This window comes from Flavobacterium sp. UW10123 (genome assembly GCF_040538975.1).
GTDB lineage: Bacteria > Bacteroidota > Bacteroidia > Flavobacteriales > Flavobacteriaceae > Flavobacterium.
The window spans coordinates 76648-99465 of record NZ_JBEWQE010000007.1 but is presented as its reverse complement, the minus strand read 5'-3'; the positions used below and the strand labels follow the sequence as shown (position 1 = coordinate 99465).

The 22818-nt window shown below is 35.9% G+C and carries 11 protein-coding genes; all 11 read left to right on the top strand.

Going from position 1 to position 22818, the window contains the following annotated elements; all coding sequences use genetic code 11:
* The first annotated feature begins 106 nt into the window (after window positions 1–106).
* The 11 genes from ABXT06_RS09760 (at window position 107) to ABXT06_RS09710 (ending at window position 22748) form a co-directional block, all read left to right on the top strand.
* A complete protein-coding gene (locus tag ABXT06_RS09760; protein WP_354590588.1) occupies window positions 107–3259 on the top strand; it encodes a DUF6298 domain-containing protein in 3153 nt (1050 codons plus the stop codon).
* A gap of 155 nt (window positions 3260–3414) precedes the next feature.
* A complete protein-coding gene (locus tag ABXT06_RS09755) occupies window positions 3415–4821 on the top strand; it encodes a glycoside hydrolase family 140 protein (RefSeq protein WP_354590587.1) in 1407 nt (468 codons plus the stop codon).
* Window positions 4822–5053: 232 nt separating this feature from the next.
* Window positions 5054–6622: a glycoside hydrolase family 28 protein gene (locus ABXT06_RS09750; protein WP_354590586.1), complete on the top strand. Its 1569-nt coding sequence runs from the start codon at window positions 5054–5056 to the stop codon at window positions 6620–6622.
* Window positions 6623–6682: 60 nt separating this feature from the next.
* Window positions 6683–7600, top strand: coding sequence for a glycoside hydrolase family 43 protein (locus ABXT06_RS09745; RefSeq protein ID WP_354590585.1), 918 nt, complete (start codon window positions 6683–6685; stop codon window positions 7598–7600).
* Between the two features lie 143 nt (window positions 7601–7743).
* Window positions 7744–9609 carry a six-hairpin glycosidase gene (locus ABXT06_RS09740; protein ID WP_354590584.1) on the top strand — a complete coding sequence of 622 codons (1866 nt, stop codon included), beginning with the start codon at window positions 7744–7746 and terminating at the stop codon, window positions 9607–9609.
* Window positions 9610–9825: 216 nt separating this feature from the next.
* Window positions 9826–12606, top strand: coding sequence for a glycoside hydrolase family 78 protein (locus ABXT06_RS09735; protein WP_354590583.1), 2781 nt, complete (start codon window positions 9826–9828; stop codon window positions 12604–12606).
* Between the two features lie 203 nt (window positions 12607–12809).
* A complete protein-coding gene (locus tag ABXT06_RS09730; protein WP_354590582.1) occupies window positions 12810–14228 on the top strand; it encodes an acetylxylan esterase in 1419 nt (472 codons plus the stop codon).
* A 291-nt stretch (window positions 14229–14519) separates the two neighbouring features.
* On the top strand, window positions 14520–16970 hold the full coding sequence (locus ABXT06_RS09725) for a glycoside hydrolase family 95 protein (RefSeq protein WP_354590581.1): 2451 nt from the start codon (window positions 14520–14522) through the stop codon (window positions 16968–16970).
* Between the two features lie 102 nt (window positions 16971–17072).
* Entirely contained in the window at window positions 17073–18641 is a 1569-nt protein-coding gene (locus ABXT06_RS09720) for an MGH1-like glycoside hydrolase domain-containing protein (protein ID WP_354590580.1), read from the top strand.
* A 69-nt stretch (window positions 18642–18710) separates the two neighbouring features.
* Window positions 18711–19799, top strand: a complete 1089-nt coding sequence (locus ABXT06_RS09715; protein WP_354590579.1) for a HEAT repeat domain-containing protein — start codon at window positions 18711–18713, stop codon at window positions 19797–19799.
* A 198-nt stretch (window positions 19800–19997) separates the two neighbouring features.
* Window positions 19998–22748 carry a glycoside hydrolase family 78 protein gene (locus ABXT06_RS09710; protein ID WP_354590578.1) on the top strand — a complete coding sequence of 917 codons (2751 nt, stop codon included), beginning with the start codon at window positions 19998–20000 and terminating at the stop codon, window positions 22746–22748.
* The last annotated feature ends 70 nt before the right edge of the window (window positions 22749–22818 follow it).

Below are 22818 nucleotides of genomic sequence, written 5' to 3'. Positions count from 1 at the left end.
CGAAATGACAAGATTGGAGAAAATAGGATTTTATAAATTTATTGTTCCTTAAAAGGTTAATTTTAAGAATCTAAAATCTAAACTCTGAAATTTAAATTAAAAAAAAGTGAATTTCGATCAATTAAAAAATATAGTTTCTTCTTTTAAAAACACATTTTCTTTAGTGTGTATTACTCTGTTTATTAGCGGAAACATCACAGCCCAAAACACTTTCCCAGATATCGTTAAAACCAAAGAAGGCAAACTTTCTTTCACAACAGATAGCCAAGGAAACCAAATACCTGATTTTTCTTTCGCAGGGTACAGAAACTCTGAAGTTGCGATTCCGAATCTGGACAATAAAATTTTTGTTTCCAAACAAGAAGAAGACGCAACTCAGAAAATTCAAAATGCAATTGATTATGTAAGTTCTCTTAAACCAGACAAATCAGGATTTCGTGGAGCAGTTTTGTTAGACAAAGGAATTTTCAAAATCAGCGGAACATTATACATCAGAAAATCGGGAGTAGTTTTAAGAGGAAGTGGCAATTCGGAAAACGGAACCGTACTTTTAGGAACCGGATTAGAAAGAGAAGCTCTAATTAGAATTTTAGGCGTAAACGATAAAGTGTATAAAGATTCATTTGAATTTGCAAACGCGTATACACCACTTGGAACTCAGAAAATCCAATTAAAAAATACAGCAAAATTAAAAGTTGGTGACGAAATCGAAATCAGTAAACCTTTAACGGATAATTTCATTAAAGAAGTAAACATGCAGGATTTCGGCGGAGAAACTTCCTGGATTGGCTGGAAAAAAGGAGATTGGACCACAACTTGGAATAGAGTTGTAACCAAAATAAACGGAAACGAAGTAACCGTAAACGCACCAATAACAATGTCTTTGGATGACGTTTTCGGGACTTCAAAAGTAACCGTTTATTCATGGGCAGGAAGAATTGAACATATCGGAATTGAAAATATTTTACTAAAATCAACTTATAATGCTTCAAACTTAAAAGACGAAGAACATAGATGGCAAGCAATAAGTATAGAAAACACTAGAAATGCTTGGGTAAAACAAGTTAATTTCAAACACTTTGCAGGTGGAGCAATTACGATTTTAAAGACAAGTCAGCAAATTACGGTTGAAGATTGTATTGCTACAGAACCGATTTCTGAAATCGCTTCATTTAGAAGACATACTTTTTATACAGAAGGTCAGCAGACTTTATTCCAACGCTGTTATTCAGAATTTGGATATCATGATTTCGCTGTGGGCGGATTTGGAACAACAGGACCAAATGCGTTTGTACAATGCGAATCACATTTGCCATTCGAAAATAGTGGAGCAATCGGAAGCTGGGCAACTGGAGTTTTATTTGATATTGCCAATATCGATGGAAAATCTTTAAGTTATAACAACAGAGAACAAGGCGGAAGAGGCGCAGGATGGACATCGGCAAATTCTGTTATTTGGGAATCATCGGCTTCAAAAGTAGAATGTTACAGCCCGCCAACAGCACAAAACTGGGCTTTTGGAGTTTGGGGACAATTTGGAGGAAACGGACATTGGAAAAACGTAAACGAACATATCAGTCCAAGAAGTTTGTTTTACACACAACTAGAAGCCAGATTAGGAAAACTTCCAGTTCAGGCTTTTATTTATGATTTAGGTTCAGAAGCTTCTTCAAGTCCGAGTGTAGAAGTTGCTGCAGAATTAACTAAAAACTCTGCTACAACGGCAAAAAGTTTACAAGAATTGATTGCAGAAGCTTCAAAAGCAAATCCGATTAATACAGATAGTAAAGGTTTAAAAAATGCAAACGATTTAAAAGTTGTATCAAATAAAACAGAAAAATCAACTTCAAAAGTAACAACAGAAAACGGTTGGTTAACTTTTGAAGGAAAAGTAATTGCAGGAAAACAAACCAACGTAGCATGGTGGAGAGGCGATTTAAGTGATGATTTTGTGAACAAATCTACACCGCACATTACTCGTTTCGTTCCAGGAAGAACAGGAAACGGATTAACAGATAAGGTACAAGAAACAGTAGATTATTTGACTAAAAACAATATAGTTGCCTTAGAACACAATTACGGTTTATGGTACGACAGAAGGATGGACGATCACGAACGCGTTCGAAGAATCGATGACGATGTTTGGCCCCCGTTTTACGAACAACCTTTTGCCAGAAGCGGAAAAGATTTCGCTTGGGATCATTTGAGTAAATACGATTTGACAAAATTCAACGATTGGTATTGGAGCCGTTTAGCGCAATTCGTAACATTGGCAGAACCAAACGGACAATTGTTAATCAATCAGCAATATTTTCAGCACAATATTTTAGAAGCAGGAGCGCATTGGGCAAGTTCACCTTGGCGTTCTGCTAATAATATCAACAGCACAGGTTTTCCAGAACCACCGCCTTACGCAGGAGATAAACGCATTTTTATGGCAGAGCAGTTTTACGATATTACGAATGCTCAAAGAAGAAAATTACACGAAGGTTTTATCCGAAAATCATTTGAGAATTTTCAGGAAAACAGCAACGTAATTCAGTTAACAAGTGCAGAATATACCGGTCCATTACATTTTATAGAATTCTGGATTGATCAGGCACAAAAATGGAAAGATGAAACAGGTAAGAAAGGCTTAATTGGTTTAAGTGCTACTAAAGACGTTCAGGATGCTATTTTAAATGACGCCAAAAGAGTAAAAACAGTTGACGTAATCGACATTCGTTATTGGTATTACAAAGAAGATGGTTCTGCTTATGCACCACAGGGAGGCGTAAATTTAGCACCAAGACAGCATGCCAGAAAACTAAAAACAGGAAAAGAAACCGATAATCAAGTATATCGTGCCGTTCGTGAATACCGAGAACAATATCCTGAAAAAGTCATCTTATATTCAACAGATGGTTCTTCAAGATTCGGATGGCCAGCTTTAATGGCTGGAGCTTCATTGCCAAATATTCCGAAAATCGAATTGCCTCAGTTTTATTCCGCTTTAAGCGAAATGAAATTAGTTGACGGAAATACGTTTTCAGATAATCTTTGGAAACTGGAAAACAAAGGAAAAAGCTATCTTTTCTATTTGAAAACCGACCAAGATATTACAATCGATTTATCAAACGAAAAAGGAACATTTGAAGTATTTGCAATTAATGCAACAACAGGAAATATAACGAAAAAAGCAAATGTCAGCGGAGGAAAACAAGTGACAATTCCACAAGCTGAAATAAAAGAAAAAGTGCTTTTTGTAGTGAAAAAATAGTTAGCCACAGATTTCACAGATTAAAAGGATTAAAAGTAAAATCTGCCTAATCTGTGAAATCTGCGGGAAAAAATATAAAGACAAAGCTTGGAAAATCCATTAAATCAGTGAAATCTGTGGCAAAAAAATAAAACACAATTCAAAAACAACCCAAAATGAATCTGAAAATTAAATCTTTATACGCACTTTGTATAAGCTTTATGTTGACAGCACAAAGCGGATTTTCGCAATCTGTCAAAGCAAAAGCATCTCTGCCTGAAATCAAAGTATCTAAAAATCAGCATTATTTTGTTACCGAAAACGAAAAACCATTTTTCTGGCTAGGCGACACAGGCTGGCTGGCATTCGGAAAACTGGACAGAGCTGGAATTGAGAAATATTTCAAAGACAGAAAAGAGAAAGGATTTAATGTAGTTCAGGTTATGGTTTTGCATAACATCAATGCGGTTAACGTTTATGGTGCTAAAGCTTTAATAAACGAAGACGTTTCAAAACCGTTAATTACGGCAGGAAATGATTTCAAAGATGCAAAACAATACGATTATTGGGATCATGTAGATTACACTTTAGACGTAGCTCAGAAAAACGGAATCTACGTTGCCATGGTTCCAGTTTGGGGAACAAACGTTTCAAAAGGAAATAAAGTAAGCAAAGAACAAGCAATAGTTTATGCTGATTTCTTGGCTAAAAGATATAAAAACAGAACCAACGTAATCTGGTTAAACGGTGGAGACACACACGGAAACGAATTTCAGGATATTTGGAACGCCATCGGAAATACTTTAAAAACCAACAATCCAAATCAGTTAGTGACTTTCCATCCATTTGGAAGAACCGATTCTTCTGAGAATTTTCACAACGAAAAATGGTTAGATTTCAATATGTTCCAATCAGGACACAGAAGATACGATCAGGATTCTATAAAAACGAATTTCAAAGAAGACAATTATAAATTCGTTCTAAGAGATTTCGAATTAAAACCGACAAAACCAACACTTGACGGAGAACCATCTTACGAAGGAATTCCACACGGTTTGCACGATACACTTCAGCCAAAATGGACAGCAAACGACGTTCGCCGTTACGGATATTGGTCAGTTTTATCAGGCGGTGCAGGTTACACATACGGACATAACGCCGTAATGCAAATGTTCAGAAAAGGCGATAAACCAGCATACGGAAACAAAGAATTATGGACATCAGCCATTAATGCGCCAGGAGCAAAACAAATGGTTTATATTAAGAAATTAATGGAAGAAGTACCATTTTTAGAAGGAGTTCCAGATGTTTCTTTAGTAGTAAATCAAGGAGAAAAATACGATTATATTCCAGCCATTAGAGGAGAAAAATACGCTTTACTATACACTTATAACGGAAGAATAATTGAAGTAAAACTAGGGAAAATTTCAGGAGATAAATTTGAAGCGACTTGGTACAATCCAAGAAATGGAAAGAAAACTAAAATCGGAACATTTGATAATAAAGGAACGCAGAATTTTCAGCCGGAAGGCAAAAAAGAAGATGGTAATGACTGGGTTCTGATTTTGAAGTCTACTAAGTGATTAGTGAAAAGTAAAAAGTAATTAGTGAAATGCAATTTGTGAGTAAGTAATCACGAATTATCCACAATCTTGTCATTTCGACGAAGGAGAAATCTTCGCAAGAAACTCTACAAAGTTGCTCAAGCATGCGGAGCCACTAACGAAGATTTCTCCTTCGTCGAAATGACAAAAAATGAGAGTAAAAAATCTGTGCTAATCATTTTAATCTGTGGCAAAATAAAACAATACAACTATGAAAAACATACTAATAATACTCTGCTTCATAACAGGATTAAATACAACTTTCGCACAAGACGGCTGGCTAAACATCTTAAAAGAAGGCGGAAATAACAAAGGAATAAAATGCACGCAAGCCATTCAGAATGCTATAGAAAAAGCATCTAAAAACGGCGGAGGAACCATCTTTTTCCCTGCGGGAGAATATTTAACAGGAGCTCTAACATTAAGAAGCAACATTACCATTCACTTAGATTCTGGAGCGCTTTTAAAGTTTTCAGAGAATTTTGATGATTTTCTGCCTTACGTAGAAATGCGTTACGAAGGAATTGTAATGAAGAGTTTTCAGCCCTTATTTTATGCAAAAGATGTAGAAAATATTACCATCACAGGAAGAGGAATAATTGACGGACAAGGAAAAGCATGGTGGAATGAAGTGTACCGAATTGAAACTGCAAAAGAACCACTTCCTCCAACCAAATACCAAACCATGTGGGAAGAACAAAACAAAGGCCTTTACACAGAACCATATTATAAAAGAACGGTTGATAAAAAGTTTTTCAGACCATCTTTTTTCCAAGCTTACAACTGCAAAAATATTTTAATTGAAGGTGTAACCTTTAAAAACTCACCTTTCTGGACAATCAACCCAGAATTTTGTGATAATGTAACTGTTACAGGAATTTCGATTTTTAATCCACATTCGCCAAATACAGACGGAATTAATCCTTCTTCTTGTACAAATGTCCATATTTCAAACTGCCATATCAGTGTTGGCGACGACTGTATTACAATAAAATCAGGTAGAGACGGCGACGGACGTAAATATGGAAAAGCAACAGAAAATGTTACCATTACAAACTGCACCATGTTAAGCGGTCACGGAGGTGTGGTTATTGGTAGCGAAATGTCGGGCGGAATCAAAAAAATAACGATTTCAAACTGTGTTTTTGACGGAACAGATCGTGGAATCCGCATTAAATCGGCTCGCGGAAGAGGGGGAGTTGTTGAAGATATTCGTGTCGATAATATTGTCATGAAAAACATCAAAGAAGAAGCCATCGTATTGAGTCTTTTCTATGATAAAGGAACTGCCGTTGAACCTGTTACGGAGAAAACGCCGATTTTCAGAAACATTCATATGAGTAACATTACGGCTTCAAACGTAAACAAAGCTGGACAGATTCTTGGAATTACAGAAATGCCAATCCAAAACATCACTTTTTCCAACATCAATATGGACGGAAAAGAAGGTTTTACGGTAAACACGGCAACAGACGTAGAATTTCACGACGTAAAAGTAAACGCAACTGTAGGTTCATCGTTCAAAATCTCAGATTCGAAAAATGTGATTTTAGACAATGTTGGATCTTCAACAGCGATAAAAGGAGTTCCGGTTATCAAATTAGATAACGTTTCAAATACGTTGATTAATAATAATTTTCCCTTCAATCCAACTGATATTTTTATCGAAGCTAATGGAAAAGACACTAAAAATATTTTCCTGAAAAACAATATGTTCAACAATGTAACAACTACTATTAAAAAGGGAAAAGATTTAGATAAAAAAGCAATTACAGAATAAAATCGAGGAGTCAACTTTGTCAAAGTTTCGAACTTTGACAAAGTTTAAACGCAACATAAAATGAAAAAAATATTCATCATACTAACCCTTTCGCTTTTTGCTGTAAGTTATTCGCAGAAAAAGAAAGATTTATATCTTTTTACGTCATTTAGAGAACCCGCAACAGAAGGTTTATATTTGGCGTACAGCGAAGACGGTTACAACTGGAAAGGATTAGAAGGATCATTTTTAAAACCAGAAATTGGAGCCAGTAAAATCATGCGTGACCCGTCAATCACAAAAGGAGCAGACGGAACCTATCACATGGTTTGGACAACCGATTGGAAAGGCGGAAACGGTTTTGGTTACGCAAGTTCAAAAGACTTAATTCATTGGTCAGAACAGCAATATATTCCCGTGATGAAAAACGAACCAGAAGTCGTAAACGTTTGGGCTCCCGAGATTTTTTATGATGATGTAAAAAAGGAATACGTAATCATTTGGGCATCAACAATTCCATTCCGATTTGAAAAGGGAGTGGAAGACGAGAAAAACAATCATAGAATGTATTACGTAACGACAAAAGATTTTAAGACGTTTTCGGATACCGAATTATATTATGATCCAGGTTTCAGTGTAATTGATTGTGTGATTGTCAAAAAAGGAAAGAAAGATTATGTTTTGGTTTTGAAAGACAACACAAGACCCATGCGAAATATAAAAGTAGCTTTCGGGAAATCACCTTTGGGACCGTTTGAAAAACCTTCAAAACCGTTGACAGAATATTTGTCAGAAGGCCCGACAGTAGTGAAAGTGGATAAAAACTGGTTGTTGTATTATGATAATTACGGTTCAAAAAATTATAAAGCGTTAAGTACAACAGATTTTGTTCATTTTGAAGATGTATCCTCCAAAATAAGCCTTCCCGAAGGACACAAACACGGAACGATTACAACAATCTCTGAAGACGTTTTAAAGGGATTAATTGAAAAGAAATAGTTAGAAAAATTTCACGCAGATCTAAAAATGATTTAAGCAGATCAAGCAGATTTTTTAATTTTTTTAAATCAAAAAGATTAAAATTAAATCTGCGCAAATCAGCCAAAATCTGCAAAATCTGCGTGAAACAAAAAAATAATAAAATGATTGCTTTCCAAAACATAAAAACCAACATCATCAGAACAGCTACAATTCTTCTAGCTTGTACCGCTGTAAATGCACAAAACGACACGGTGCGTTATGTTGGCAAAACACTTTCAAACATCGATTATCATCACGGACAGTTGAGTCCAGCCGTTGGAGTTCACGCTACACAAATCATGCGTGCAAGCCGTGAACATCCTGAAAAAGCAGATGGTTTTGGCTGGACATACAATCATCAGCCGATGATGGCGTATTGGAACAATACTTTTTATCTACACTATTTAAGCGATCCTTCGGGTGAACATATTCCGCCGAGCCAAACTTTATTAATGACTTCGAAAGACGGTGTAACGTGGACAAAACCAGAAGTAATTTTTCCAATTTACCGCATTCCAGACGGATGGAAAAAAGAAGGAGTTGAAGGCGTTGCCAAAAATCTGGATGCGATTATGCATCAAAGAATGGGCTTTTATACATCAAAAGACAATCGCCTTTTTGCCTTGGCATATTACGGAATCGCGATGGATGAAAAAGACGATCCAAACGACGGAAAAGGAATTGGACGTGTCATTCGTGAAATCAAGAAAGACGGAAGTTTCGGCGAAATCTATTTCATTAGATACAATAAAACCTGGGATAAAACGAAATCGAAATTCCTATTTTATACCGCATCAAAAGACAAAGGTTTGAAAAAAGCCTGCGAAGAAATTTTATCAGAACCTTTGGTTTTACAGCAATGGGTGGAAGAAGCTGATCGTGACGATGAATTGATTCCGTTGCAAAAACCTTACAAAGCGTTTAGTTATTACCATTTACCAAACGGAAATGTTGTCGGTTTATGGAAACATGCGTTAACTTCCATCAGCAGAGACGGTGGAAAATCTTGGGATTATATGCCATTGCGTGCTCCAGGATTTGTTAACAGCAATGCTAAAATCTGGGGGCAAAAAACATCAGACAATCGTTATGCAACGCTTTATAATCCGTCAGAATATCGTTGGCCATTAGCGATTTCAACGAGTGATGATGGTTTAAATTATAAAGACTTATTATTGGTTCACGGAGAAGTAAGTCCGATGCGTTACGGTGGAAACTATAAATCTGCCGGCCCTCAATACGTTCGCGGAATTACAGAAAAGAACGGAACTCCACCAGACGGAAAAATCTGGGTAGGTTACAGCATGAATAAAGAAGATATTTGGGTGGCGTCGATTCCGGTTCCAGTAACTTCTGTTGTGACAGAAAATGTAAATGATGTTTTCAATACTCTTCCAAACGGACAAGAATTGAAATTTTGGAACACCTACGATTTGTCATGGGCATCGACAAAAATCGAAAAGAAAGCTGATGGTAAAAAATGGCTGACGTTGAGAGATCAGGATTATTTTGATTATTCTCGTGCGGAAAGGGTAATTCCTTTCGCCTCAAAAATGGAAGCCGTTTTCACAGTAAAACCAGAACAAAACAATCATGGATTATTGCAGATTGAATTTCAAAATAAGCAAGGTTTGCCATCGGTAAGATTAATTTTTGATTCGGATGGAGAATTAAAGGTAAAAAATGGTGCCCGTTTGAGTTCGATTACAAAGTACGAAGCAAACAAAGCATATACAATCACTGTTAAATTAGATGCTAAAAACCGTCAGTATACTATAAAAGTAAACGATGGAAAAGAATCAACAAAGATATTTTATGCGCCAACAGACGGTTTCGAGCGAATTATGTTCCGCACAGGAGAACAAAGACATTCGCCAGATGCGGACACAGCGCCAGACACAGACGATTACGATGATCTGCCTCAAACAGGAAAATTAATTCCAGAGGCAGTATTCAATATCGAATCTTTGATTACTAGAAAGTTGTAAAGAAAAAATAGCCACAACCCGAGCGATAGCGAACGAGCGAAGCAATTCACGAATTATTTTATAAACGTTGCGTAATTTTTGCCACAGATTAAAATGATTAACACAGATTATAATCCATTTAATCCTTTAATCTGTGGCAGAAAAAATTAGAGAAATAAAATGCAAAAGAATAATTAGAGAAAATTCGTGAATTCGTGGCAAAAAAAAATATACAAAGTGAAGTTTTTTAAAAGCATATTATTAGCCGTTTGTCTTCTAGTGACTGTAGTTTCTAAAGGACAAATTCTGCCTGTACGTTTAACAACAGAAATGGCTGAAAATCCATTAGCAGTTGTCGAGAATCAGCCAAAATTAAGCTGGCAATTGGTTTCAAAAGAATCTGATGCATCGCAAGTTGCTTATTTGATTTTAGTAGCTTCATCAGAAGAAAAATTAAATAATGACGACGGAGATATTTGGAACAGCGGAAGAGTAAATACCGACAAAAACCTGCATATAGTTTATAGCGGAAAACCATTAAAAAGCGAAACCAAATATTTCTGGAAAGTCAAAGTTTGGAACCAATCGGGAAAAGTTTCAAAATGGAGCAGAAACGCTTCGTTCAGAACGGCGCCGTTGGAATCAGATTTAAATCCAACTTGGATTGGCGCGATTACCAAAGCCGATAGTCATTTGCCAGAAGGAAGAACATATCATACAGCCACTTTCAACAGAGAAAAAAAGATGTCCTTTATCAATGCTTCCGATTCTCTGGCGCGTAGAAGTATTATGCTTCGCAAACCTTTCGAAGTAGAAAAAGCAGTTAAAGAAGCTGTTGTTTATATTTCAGGTTTAGGACATTATGAATTAACCATCAACGGAAAAAAAGTGGGTAACAGCCAGTTTGCGCCTTTGTGGACCGATTACGATAAAACGGTTAATTACAATGTTTACGAATTAAGTCCAAAAGAATTTCAAAAAGGCGATAACGTAATTGGCGTTCTTTTAGGAAACGGAATGTACAATACGCTTGCTGAGAGATATACCAAATTCTTTGTAAGTTTTGGTCCGCCAACTTTATTTTTTAAAATGAAAATCAAATATAACGATGGTTCAGAAGAAATTATAAAGTCTGATAGAACTTGGAAATACAGTAAAAGTCCGATTACCTATAATAGTATTTTTGGAGGAGAAGATTACAATGCCAATTTAGAGCAAAAAGATTGGAATCGTAAAGGATACAAAGATAGAGATTGGAAAAAAGTAGTTATTCAGGAAGCACCAAAAGGAGTTTTAAGACCGCAAACTGCACCGCCAGTTACGATTCAGAAACAATATGAGGTTAAAACGGTAAAAGAGCTAAAACCAAATTTTTATGTTTTTGATATGGGACAAAATCTTTCGGGATTTCCAACCATAAAAGTAAAAGGGAAAAGAGGGCAAACGATTCGTGTTTGGGTGGCTGAAGGATTAAATGAAGAAGGCACAATTGCACAGGGAAGATCTGGAAAACCTTATTATTACGATTACACTTTAAAGGGTGATGGAGTGGAAGAATGGACGCCAAAATTCAGTTTCTATGGTTATCAATATGTTCAAATTGAAAATATAAATTATAAAGAAGATAAGAATAAAGAGTTTCCAACTTTGGTTGATTTGAAATCGAATTTCATTTACAATTCGGCAGGAGAAGCAGGAAGTTTTTCGTGTTCAAATGAAATTTTCAATAAAACGCACGAACTGATTAACAACTCTATAAAAAGTAATTTTCAAAGCGTTTTTACCGATTGTCCGCAACGTGAAAAGTTAGGCTGGCTAGAAGAAATTCAGTTAAATGGTCCAGGTTTAATGTTTAATTACAATCTTCAGAATTTCCTTCCCGCAACCATGCAGAATATTTCTGATTCACAACGTGATAACGGTTTAATTCCGACAATTGTTCCTGAATATGTAATCTTTGGAGGCGATTTTACCGATTCTCCAGAATGGGGAGTTACAGGCGTGATTTTGCCTTGGATGTATTATGAATATTACGGAGATGTCTCATTATTAGAGAAATATTATCCAATAATGAAAAAGTACGTCGATTATTTAGGAACGAAAGCGACAAACAACATCGTTTCTCACGGATTGGGCGATTGGTACGATTATGGAACACATCCTGCAGGATATTCTAAAAATAGTCCGATTGCACTTTCTGCGACTTCTCATTATTATTATGGAGCGTATTTAACGGCTAAAGCAGGGAAATTATTAGGAAAAACTGAAGATTTTGAAAAATACAATGCATTGGCTTTGGATATTAAAACTGCTTTTAACAAAGAATTTTTCAATGAAGAAACCAAACAATACGGAACCAATAGTCAGTTTAGCAACGCTGTTCCAATTTTTATGGATATTGTAGAACCGCAATATAAAGAAGCAGTAATGCAAAATCTTTTAGCGGATATCAAAGAAAAAGGAGACCGTTTGACAACGGGAGATGTTGGAAATCGCTATTTATTCCAGACTCTGGCACAAAACGGCGAAAACGAAACGATGTATAAAATGCATAATCATTACGATGCACCGGGTTATGGTTTTCAGATTAAATTTGGCTTGACCACTTTAACGGAACAATGGGATCCGAGAAAAGGAAATTCATGGAATCACTTTATGTTAGGTCAAATCGAAGAATGGTTTTACCAAAGTTTAGCGGGAATCAAATCGGATCCTGAAAAACCAGGTTTCAAACATTTCTTTATTCAGCCAGAAGCGGTAGGCGATATGACTTTCGCGAAAGCAGACTACCAATCGGTTTACGGAAAAATTGCTTCTTCATGGGAAAAGAAAGACGGCAAATTTATTTTAACGGTTCAGATTCCGGTAAATACGACAGCAACAATAAAATTGCCGGTTGCTAAAAATTCAGAAATAAAAATGGATGGTAAAAGATTTAAGGTAGGTTTTGATGAAAAAGCACAAAAGCCTGTTTTAGAATTAGGATCGGGAATTTATACAATAGAATGTCAATTGTAGTTATGAGTTATGAGTTCTAATTAAACCCGAAAAAAAATCAAGAAAATCAATTGCCTCCTGCTTTAGCTGGAGGTTCAAAATAAGACAAGTCAAAAGGCTTTAGCCAAATGTGAAAGTTCGGCTAAAGCCAATTTTAAAAAATCAATTTATTCCCTCCAGCTAAAGCAGGAGGCAATTCAAAAAATGTGTTGAATTATATCAAAATGAAAAAAATAAAATACATCTTCTTAGTTTCCATTTTTGCTTTGACATTTGCCAATGCACAAAGCACTTCTGACACTAATTTTAGAAAGCCAGTATCAGAAACACTGAAAAAAATAGAAACTCTTTTTAACGTAACGATCAACGACGACAGAGGTTTATTAAAAGGAAAAGAACTGGATTATGCCGATTGGAGAATTGAACCTGGAAATCTGCCACTTTCGCTGACTAATATTTTAGCGCCGTTTGAATTGATGTATTTTAAACAACCCGATGGAACCTACATCATACGCAAGTATGAAAACCATAAAGTTTCGGTAGATAAAGGAAAAGAACGTTTGTTTTACTTAGAAAGCCTTTACTCGACGAAAGAACAATGGGAGAAACGCAAAACGGAGTTAAAAGCTTGTATGATTGCATCATTTGGTTTGGATAAGGCACCCCCAATGCCCAAGTCTAAACCACTTTTAACTCCAAAAAGAATTTACAAAGACTACAGTGTAGAAAATATTGCTTTGGAAATTCTTCCCGGAGTTTATGCAACAGGATCGATTTACAAACCATATCCGTTTAATAAAAAGTCGGCTGTAATTATTACGCCAGACGGCCATTTCGGTGACGGAAGATACAGAAAAGACGAGCAGTACCGTTGTGCCATGATGGCCAAAATGGGCGCAATTGTAGTCGGTTACGATTTATTTGCGTGGGGAGAATCGTTATTGCAGTTTCCAGAAGAAACGCACAGAAACAGCATCGCATCGACAGTCCAATTGTTGACAGGAATTCGTTTATTAGATTATTTATCAACCGTAAAAAATGCCGACATGTCAAGAGTTGGCGTTACTGGTGGCTCAGGCGGAGGTTCGCACACAATGTTTTTATCGGCGATTGATGATCGTGTGAAAGTTTCAGCTCCGGTTGTAATGGTTTCGTCACATTTTTCAGGCGGTTGCCCTTGCGAAAGCGGACGCGGAATTCACTTGTGCGGAAACGGAACTAACAATGCCGAAATCTCAGCTATGATGGCACCAAAACCGCAATTGATTGTTTCGGATGGAAAAGACTGGACATTGGCGGTTCCGGAACTGGAATTTCCTTTTATCCAAAGAACATACGAATTGTACGGAAAGAAAGATTTAGTAGAGAATGCGCATTTTGCCAAAGAAGGTCATGATTTCGGAATTTCAAAACGCATGGCTTTGTATCCGTTTATGGCGAAATATTTAAATTTAGATTTGAATAAAGTAAAGGACGACAAAGGCGAAATCGATGAATCGACTTGCGTAATTGAACCAAAAGAAAAGCTGTTTGTTTTTGGAGATAAAGGAGAAAAACTGCCGAAAAATGCTCTAAAAGACATCAACAAATTATATGAAATGTTCGGAGAAAAAAATCTGAAGGTTTACGAGGTTAAGAAGTAATAGAGTTTGCCACAAATTTCACGAATTGGCACGAATTATTTTTTTGCCACAGATTGCACAGATTAAAAGGATTTTTTTATCTCCTTAATCTGCAACCCGAGCGATAGCGAACAGGCGAAGCAAATCTGCGGGAGTAAAATTTTTTCACGCAGATTTTGCAGATTTTGCAGATTTTTAATCAGTGAAAATCCTTTTAATCTGTGGCAAAATAAATTAGAGCAATTGAAATAAAAATTTAAAAAAGAAATTAGTGCCAATTCGTGTAATTCGTGGCGAAAAAAAAAATATAATATGAAGTTAAAAATTAAAATAACGGCAATCTGTTTTGGTATTTTTTCCATAACTGCAACAGCTCAAAGCGACCTAAAATTATGGTACGATAAACCCGCATCCATCTGGAACGAAGCTTTGCCTTTAGGAAACGGACGTTTGGGCGCAATGGTTTTTGGTGATCCAGCAGTAGAACGTTTGCAACTGAACGAAGAGACCATTTGGGCAGGTTCACCAAACAGCAACGCACATTCAAAATCAATAAAAGCATTGCCAATTGTTCGTCAGTTAATTTTTGATGGGAAATTTGATGAAGCCCAGGATTTGGCAACGCAGGATATCATGTCGCAAACCAATGACGGAATGCCATATCAGACTTTCGGAAGCGTTTACATTTCATTCAACGGACATCAAAAATATACCGATTATTATCGTGATTTAGACATCAGTAATGCAACGGCAAAAGTAAAATACAAAGTAAACGGCGTTGAATTTACAAGAGAAATTCTAACTGCATTTTCAGATCAGGTTATTGTGGTAAAACTTTCTGCAAGTCAGCCTGGACAGATTACATGTAACGTTTTCATGAACAGCCCAATTGATAAAACAGTTGCTTCAACTGAAGGAAACCAGATCATACTTTCGGGAGTTGGAACTAATTTTGAAGGCGTAAAAGGAAAAGTAAAATTCCAAGGCAGACTAACAGCTAAAAATAAAGGTGGCCAAATCGATGCCAGCAACGGCGTTTTAAGTGTCATCAAAGCTGATGAAGTGACTTTATACATTTCGATTGCAACCAATTTCAAAAACTATCAGGACATTTCTGGTGATGAAATTGCGAAAAGTAAAGACTATTTAGCGAAAGCGGAAACAAAAGATTTTGAAACCATAAAGAAAGCCCATGTTGATTATTACCAAAAATTCTTCAACAGAGTGGCGTTAGATTTAGGTTCAAATGAATTGACAAAGAAACCAACAAACGAAAGAATCAGAGATTTCTCGAAACAATTTGATCCGCAGTTGGCTTCGTTGTATTTCCAATTTGGACGTTATCTTTTAATTTCGAGTTCACAACCAGGTGGCCAGCCAGCCAATTTACAAGGAATCTGGAATGATATGGTAACTCCGCCTTGGGACAGTAAATACACCACAAACATCAATGCCGAAATGAATTACTGGCCGGCACAGGTAACCAACTTGCAGGAAATGCACGAACCTTTTGTGCAAATGGCAAAAGAATTAGCCGTGACAGGTGCAGAAACAGCGAGAATGATGTACAATGCAAGCGGTTGGGTTTTGCACCACAATACCGATATTTGGCGTGTAACCGCTCCAGTCGATTCTGCTGCTTCGGGAATGTGGCCGACGGGAGGTGCTTGGGTTTGTCAGGATTTATGGGAAAGATATTTATATACTGGTGATAAAAAATATCTAGCAGAAATTTATCCAATCATGAAAGGCGCTGCCGATTTCTTTTTAGATTTCATGATTGTGGATCCGAACACAGGATATTTGGTGGTTGTTCCATCAAGTTCTCCTGAAAATACACATGCAGGCGGAACTGGAAAAGCGACTATCGCATCTGGAACTACGATGGATAATCAGCTGGTTTTTGATTTGTTTACGCATGTTATGGAAGCTTCTGCTTTGGTTTCTCCTGATGCTGCTTATGTGAAAAAAGTGAGTGATGCTTTGGCAAAAATGCCTCCGATGAAAGTCGGAAAACACAGTCAGTTGCAAGAATGGCAAGACGATTGGGACAATCCGAAAGACAATCACAGACACGTTTCACATTTATACGGATTGTATCCAAGTAATCAGATTTCACCAATTAAAACACCTGAATTATTTGAAGCGGCTAAACAATCGTTGATTTACAGAACAGACGAATCTACAGGCTGGTCTATGGGATGGAAAGTCAATTTATGGGCGAGATTATTAGATGGAAATCATGCTTATAAATTGATTCAGGATCAATTGCATTTAGTTACAGCAGATCAAAGAAAAGGCGGAGGAACGTATCCGAATATGTTAGATGCACATCAGCCTTTTCAAATTGATGGAAATTTTGGATGTACAGCCGGTTTTGCCGAAATGTTAATGCAGAGTCAGGAAGATGCGATTCATCTATTGCCAGCTTTACCAACGGTTTGGAAAGACGGAAGCATAAAAGGTTTAGTTGCAAGAGGCGGTTTTGTAATCGATATGACTTGGAAAAACAATAAAGTTTCGAAGTTGAAAATCTATTCAAAAATTGGAGGAAACTGCCGATTGAAAGTTGAAAATACGTTAAGTGGTTCTTCAATCAAAAAAGCAAAAGGGAAAAATTCAAATCCGTTATTTTACAATGTGGAAGTGAAGAAACCGATTATTTCTAATGAAGCGAAATTGCCTAAAGTGCAATTGCCGAATTATACTATTTATGATGTGAATATGAAAGCGGGGCAGACGTATACTTTTTCGGGGAATTAAAATTATTTTAAAACCATATAAGTGATATAAGAAAATATAAAGTAAAACTTAATTGAACTTATATTACTTACATGGTTTAACTTTAAAAAGATTGAATTTTAAATGTTGACAAATTTCAAACATAAAATAATAACACTATCAATTGTAATTGCATGCATAAACAGCAGTTGCAAATCTGGTGTCGACCATTCTCAAAAGGGAAAATCAGCTGTTTTAAAAGAAAAAAACTTCAAACATTATGTGGATTATTTCAACACGATGGAAGATGAAAACCTAAAATTTGCGATTCCAAATGACAGTGCATGGGCGTGGATGGAGAAGAACATTCCGTTGTTTGAATGTCCACAGCAGAATTTTGAGGAAATTTATTATTTCAGATGGTGGAGCGTTCGTAAGCATATCAAAAATACACCGCAGGGATTTGCAATTACAGAGTTTTTGGTAGACCGTTCGTATGCCGATAAATACAATATGATTAGTTGTGCTTTGGGACATCATATCAACGAATTCAGATGGGTTCATGATTCGAAATACATTGAGCAGGATGTGAAACTTTGGTATAGAGGAAATGATGGAAAACCAATGAACAAATTGTATAAATTCAGCAGTTGGACAGCCGATGCATTGTACAATCGTTATTTGGTGAATAAGGATGAAAAATTCTTATTGGATTTGTATCCAGACATGGTTACTGATTATGCCGTTTGGGAAAAAGACCGTCAGCGTAAAGATGGTTTGTTTTGGCAGCACGATGTAAAAGATGGAATGGAAGAATCCTTGAGTGGCGGGCGCAAAGTACAAAATGCAAGACCAACGATAAACAGTTATATGTATGGAAATGCTGTAGCAATTTCTAAAATGGCTGAAATGAAAGGCGATAAAGAAGTAGAAGCAAAATTCAAAGCAAAAGCTGATGTTTTGCAAAAATTAGTGGAGACTAAGTTATGGAATCAGAAAAGCGATTTTTTTGAAACTTTAACAGAAAAAGATACTTTAGCACAAGTTCGAGAAGCAATCGGATTTATTCCTTGGTATTTTAATCTTCCAGAGCAAAACAAAGGATTTGAAAAAGCTTGGGAGCAGATTAAGGATGAAAAAGGATTTTCGGCTCCGTTTGGTTTGACAACAGCAGAAAGAAGAAGTCCAAGATTTAGAACACACGGAACAGGAACCTGCGAATGGGACGGTGCGATTTGGCCATTTGCAAGTTCGCAGACGCTAACGGCTTTGGCGAATGTTTTAAATAATTACAATCAGAATTTTGTAGCAAAACCTGATTATTTCAAACAGATGGAATTGTACGTTCAGTCGCAATATTACAGAGGGAAACCTTATCTTGGCGAGTATTTGGACGAAACAACAGGCTATTGGTTAATGGGAGACAGAGAAAGAAGCCGTTATTATAACCATTCCACTTTCAATGACTTAGTGATTATGGGTTTGGTTGGTTTACGTCCGAGAGCTGATGAAAAGATTGAAGTAAATCCGTTGATTCCACAAGAAAAATGGGATTGGTTTTGTCTGGATAATGTTCTATATCATGGCAATATTATTACCATTCTTTGGGATAAAACAGGAGAAAAATATAAGAAAGGAAAAGGTTTTAGAATCTTTAAAAACGGAAAAGAAATTGCAGTTTCTGATAAATTAGAGAAGTTAGTTTCTGAATAATTTTAAACCTAACAGTTTTTAAATCTTGTCAGGTTTAGCAGATAAAATTGATTTAGTTAAGAATAAAATTTGGAGAAAACAGTATTAAACTATTCAATCAAAGGTGGTGTATTTCATATTATATGGAATATGGTATTTGTGGTTTTAGGTATTTACTTTTTATCACTTATAAATGTTGAAAAATTTACATTTAAATTTAGCAATTTAGTATTACCGATTGTTGCCGTTTTATTTATCATCGTTTATGGAAAAAAAGCGGTAATGACGCTCTTTAATTTTCATAAAAAAATAATATTCTCACAAGAAGGATTAGAACTTAATGAGATTTTTTATGAATGGAAAGATGTTGTATTTTCAAGAGTTATTGCGAAAACAGAACATACGGCAAAGTACAATTTGAGCTACAAGGAGTTTTACCTCACTTTTGTTTATAAGCAGAAAACCATCGAAATAAAAATAGATGATTACAATGTATCTGAAAATGAAATTAAGGAACTTGTAAAAAAATATACTCCAAAGTTTACACCAAGCACTATGAGCGAAAATAAAGCAGTTTACCAACCTATACATGGTTTTGACCAGATCATCACTCTAGATGAATATTACGATCTTGAATATGAGGAATCTGAAGAAGCAATTAAAGACATTCAGAAATTGGCGGTAAAAGATCTAGAGTCAGTAAAGCGCTTTTGTGAAAACAATATTTATGCACAGCCTGATAAAGTTAGATTTGTCTACTATGCATTGAGTGAGGATGAAGATCTTGATAAATGGGCAGATTTTCTTTCAGATGAATTCAGAAGGGTTTACCAAATAGGATTAGAGCAAAATAAAGTTAAGGAACTTTCTTCTGTTATTAATGAAATTATAGTAGAGACAATAGATTCCTATCCTGCAGAAAGGGTTAGAGAAATACTATTAAAGGGTTTAGATCATAAAGAATTTGAAACTCGTTTGAATGCTTTGGAATTTCTTCCTGATTGGATTGATGAACAGGTTTTAAAGGCTAATCCATCTATAGTATCGAAACTGAGACAAAAACTGAAAGATCCTGAGTGGAAGATACGCTGGGAAACAAGTAAGTTATTAGAACAAAATAAAATTGCTTTTGAGAGTTTAAGCACATTGGATAAATTAAGACGATTTATAAAACCTTAATATTCGTAGAATTGTTCTCATTTTTGTCATTTCGACGAAGGAGAAATCTTCGCAAGAAGCTCGACAAAGATTGGATTATTGTTACCGAGTTACTTGCGAAGATTTCTCCTTCGTCGAAATGACAATACTTTGTCTATAGATAGAAAACAAAAAAGACCTAACAGGTTTTTGAAACTTGTTAAGAAAAAATATAATACCATGAAAAAGTTTTTTTTACATCTTACCTTAATCATTTCACTTTTCACAATTTCGGCGAAAGCCCAAAACAAAATAAGTGTAAGTGATTTAAAATGCGAAATGCTAACGAATCCAGAAGGGATTGATGTTTTAGAGCCAAGATTGAGCTGGAAAATAAAAGCAGACATAAATGATGTAAAACAAACTCATTATCAAATTTTAGCTTCCTCGTCTTTAGAAAAATTAAATGCTGGAAACGCAGATTTATGGGATAGCGGAAAAGTACAAAGTGACGCTTCTGTCAATGTAATTTATAACGGAAAAAAACTAAAAGATAGACAGGACGTTTATTGGAAAGTAACGGTTTTTACCAACAAAGGCGAGGCTCAATCAAAAGAAACAGCACATTTCAGTATCGGAATTTTGACTTATGCTGATTGGAAATCAACACGATGGATTGGGTATGAAAAAACGTCGAAGGGAGATAGTATTTCGCAGTATTCGCGATTATCAGCCAGATATTTAAGAAAAGAAATCGACTTAAAAAAGAAAGTCAAAAACGCCAAGGTTTATATCATGGGAATGGGCTTGTACGAGCTATACATTAACGGAAATAAAATTGGCGATCAGGTTTTGGCGCCCGTTCCTACGGATTATACCAAGAATGTAAAATACAATGTTTTTGATGTGACTTCGCAATTGCAGGAAGGAAAAAATGCGTTGGGAACGATTTTAGGAAACGGACGTTTTTTTACCATGCGTCAGGATTATAAACCTTATAAAATCAAAACTTTTGGTTATCCGAAAATGGCTTTGCAATTATTTGTAGAATATACAGATGGAAGCAAAGACATAATCAGAACAGATGATACATGGAAAATCACAACTGACGGTCCGATTTTATCCAACAACGAATACGATGGAGAGGAATACGACGCTCGCAAAGAAATGAAAGGCTGGAACACTGTGAATTTTGATGATAAAAAATGGCTTTCAGCAGAATATGTTCAAGAACCAGGCGGATTCTACGAAGGACAGATGTCGGCGAATATGAAAATTAAACGTGAAGTAAAACCGATTTCAATCAAACAAACAGCAAAAGGAACTTATATCTTAGATATGGGGCAAAATATGGTGGGCTGGTTGCAATTAAAAGTAAAAGGAAATGCCGGCGACAAAATCACGATGAAATTTGCTGAATCTTTACAGCCAGATGGTTCGTTATATATTGCGAATTTACGTGATGCCAAAACAACTGATATTTATACTTTAAAAGGCGAAGGTGAAGAAATTTGGGAACCACGTTTTATTTTTCACGGTTTCAGATTTGTAGAAATTTCGGGTTTCAAATCCAAACCAACTTTGGAAAATTTTGTTGGGAAAGTAGTTTACGATGATATTCAGACTATAGGAACTTTCGATTCTTCGAACCCAATTATGAATCAGATTTTTAAAAATGCATGGTGGGGAATTAGTGGAAATTATAAAGGAATGCCAATTGATTGTCCGCAGAGAAATGAGCGTCAGCCTTGGTTGGGAGACAGAACAACGGGAGCTTACGGAGAAAGTTTCTTATTTGATAATCAGACATTATATGCAAAATGGTTAGATGATATTAAAAATGCACAAACTATTGACGGCGGAATTCCAGATGTGGCACCAGCTTTCTGGCGTTATTATGGAGATAATGTAACTTGGCCGGGAACGTATATTACCGTTGCTGATATGTTGTATCAACAATTTGGTGATAAAAAAGTAGTGGAAAAACAATATCCGTCTATGAAAAAATGGATGGATTATATGGAAGAAAACTATCTGGTTGATGATATCATGACCAAAGATAAATACGGCGATTGGTGCGTTCCGCCAGAGTCGTTGGAATTAATTCGTTCCAAAGATCCTTCTCGTTTAACAGATGGCGAATTGATTTCGAGTGCCTTTTATTATCAGCTTCTAAATATCATGAAAAAGTTTGCTGTGATTGCCAATTCGCAAAATGATATTAAACATTATGATGAATTAGCTTCAAGAATAAAAAAAGCATTCAACGCTAAATATTTTAATGCATCCAAAAACAATTACGGCAATAATACCGTAACAGCCAATTTACTGCCTTTGACTTTCGGACTGGTTCCAGAAGAATTACAGCAAAAAGTCTTCGAAAATCTGGTACACGAAGTGGAAGTAACTAAAAACGGTCACGTAAGTACAGGAGTTATTGGAACGCAGTTTTTAATGCGAACACTGACTAATTTTGGGCGCGGTGATTTGGCTTTCAAACTGGCTTCAAACAAAACCTATCCAAGCTGGGGTTATATGATCGAAAATGGCGCAACAACCATTTGGGAACTTTGGAACGGAAATACTGCCGATCCTGCAATGAACTCGCAAAATCATGTGATGCTTTTAGGCGATTTATTGATTTGGTATTACGAAAATATGGCTGGAATCAAAAGCAATCCTGAAACTCCGGGCTTCAAACAAATTATTATGAAACCAGATTTTAATGCGGGATTGACTTATGTAAATGCGTCTTACGAATCAATTTACGGAATGATTAAAAGTGATTGGAAAAAGGATAAAAAAGCTTTGGTTTGGAATATTACTATTCCTGCTAATACAACGGCTGTAGTATATCTTCCTGCTATTGATGTTTCATCAATCTCGATTAATAAACAAAAGTTGGATAAAACTTCTTATACCCATTCAATAGAAAAAAATAAAACAGTTGTGACACTTTCGTCAGGAAATTATACGATAAACGTTAAATAATCTGCATTTTTAATAATTCGGGACAGTACAGGATACATTGTTAATTTTTTGGTGTTATTTTTACACTTAT

Coding starts and splice junctions, on each gene's coding strand:
- ABXT06_RS09720 (WP_354590580.1), top strand. CDS start 17,073: ATGTTGACAAATTTCAAACATAAAATAATAACACTATCAATTGTAATT.
- ABXT06_RS09730 (WP_354590582.1), top strand. CDS start 12,810: ATGAAAAAAATAAAATACATCTTCTTAGTTTCCATTTTTGCTTTGACA.
- ABXT06_RS09740 (WP_354590584.1), top strand. CDS start 7,744: ATGATTGCTTTCCAAAACATAAAAACCAACATCATCAGAACAGCTACA.
- ABXT06_RS09710 (WP_354590578.1), top strand. CDS start 19,998: ATGAAAAAGTTTTTTTTACATCTTACCTTAATCATTTCACTTTTCACA.
- ABXT06_RS09725 (WP_354590581.1), top strand. CDS start 14,520: ATGAAGTTAAAAATTAAAATAACGGCAATCTGTTTTGGTATTTTTTCC.
- ABXT06_RS09755 (WP_354590587.1), top strand. CDS start 3,415: ATGAATCTGAAAATTAAATCTTTATACGCACTTTGTATAAGCTTTATG.
- ABXT06_RS09750 (WP_354590586.1), top strand. CDS start 5,054: ATGAAAAACATACTAATAATACTCTGCTTCATAACAGGATTAAATACA.
- ABXT06_RS09745 (WP_354590585.1), top strand. CDS start 6,683: ATGAAAAAAATATTCATCATACTAACCCTTTCGCTTTTTGCTGTAAGT.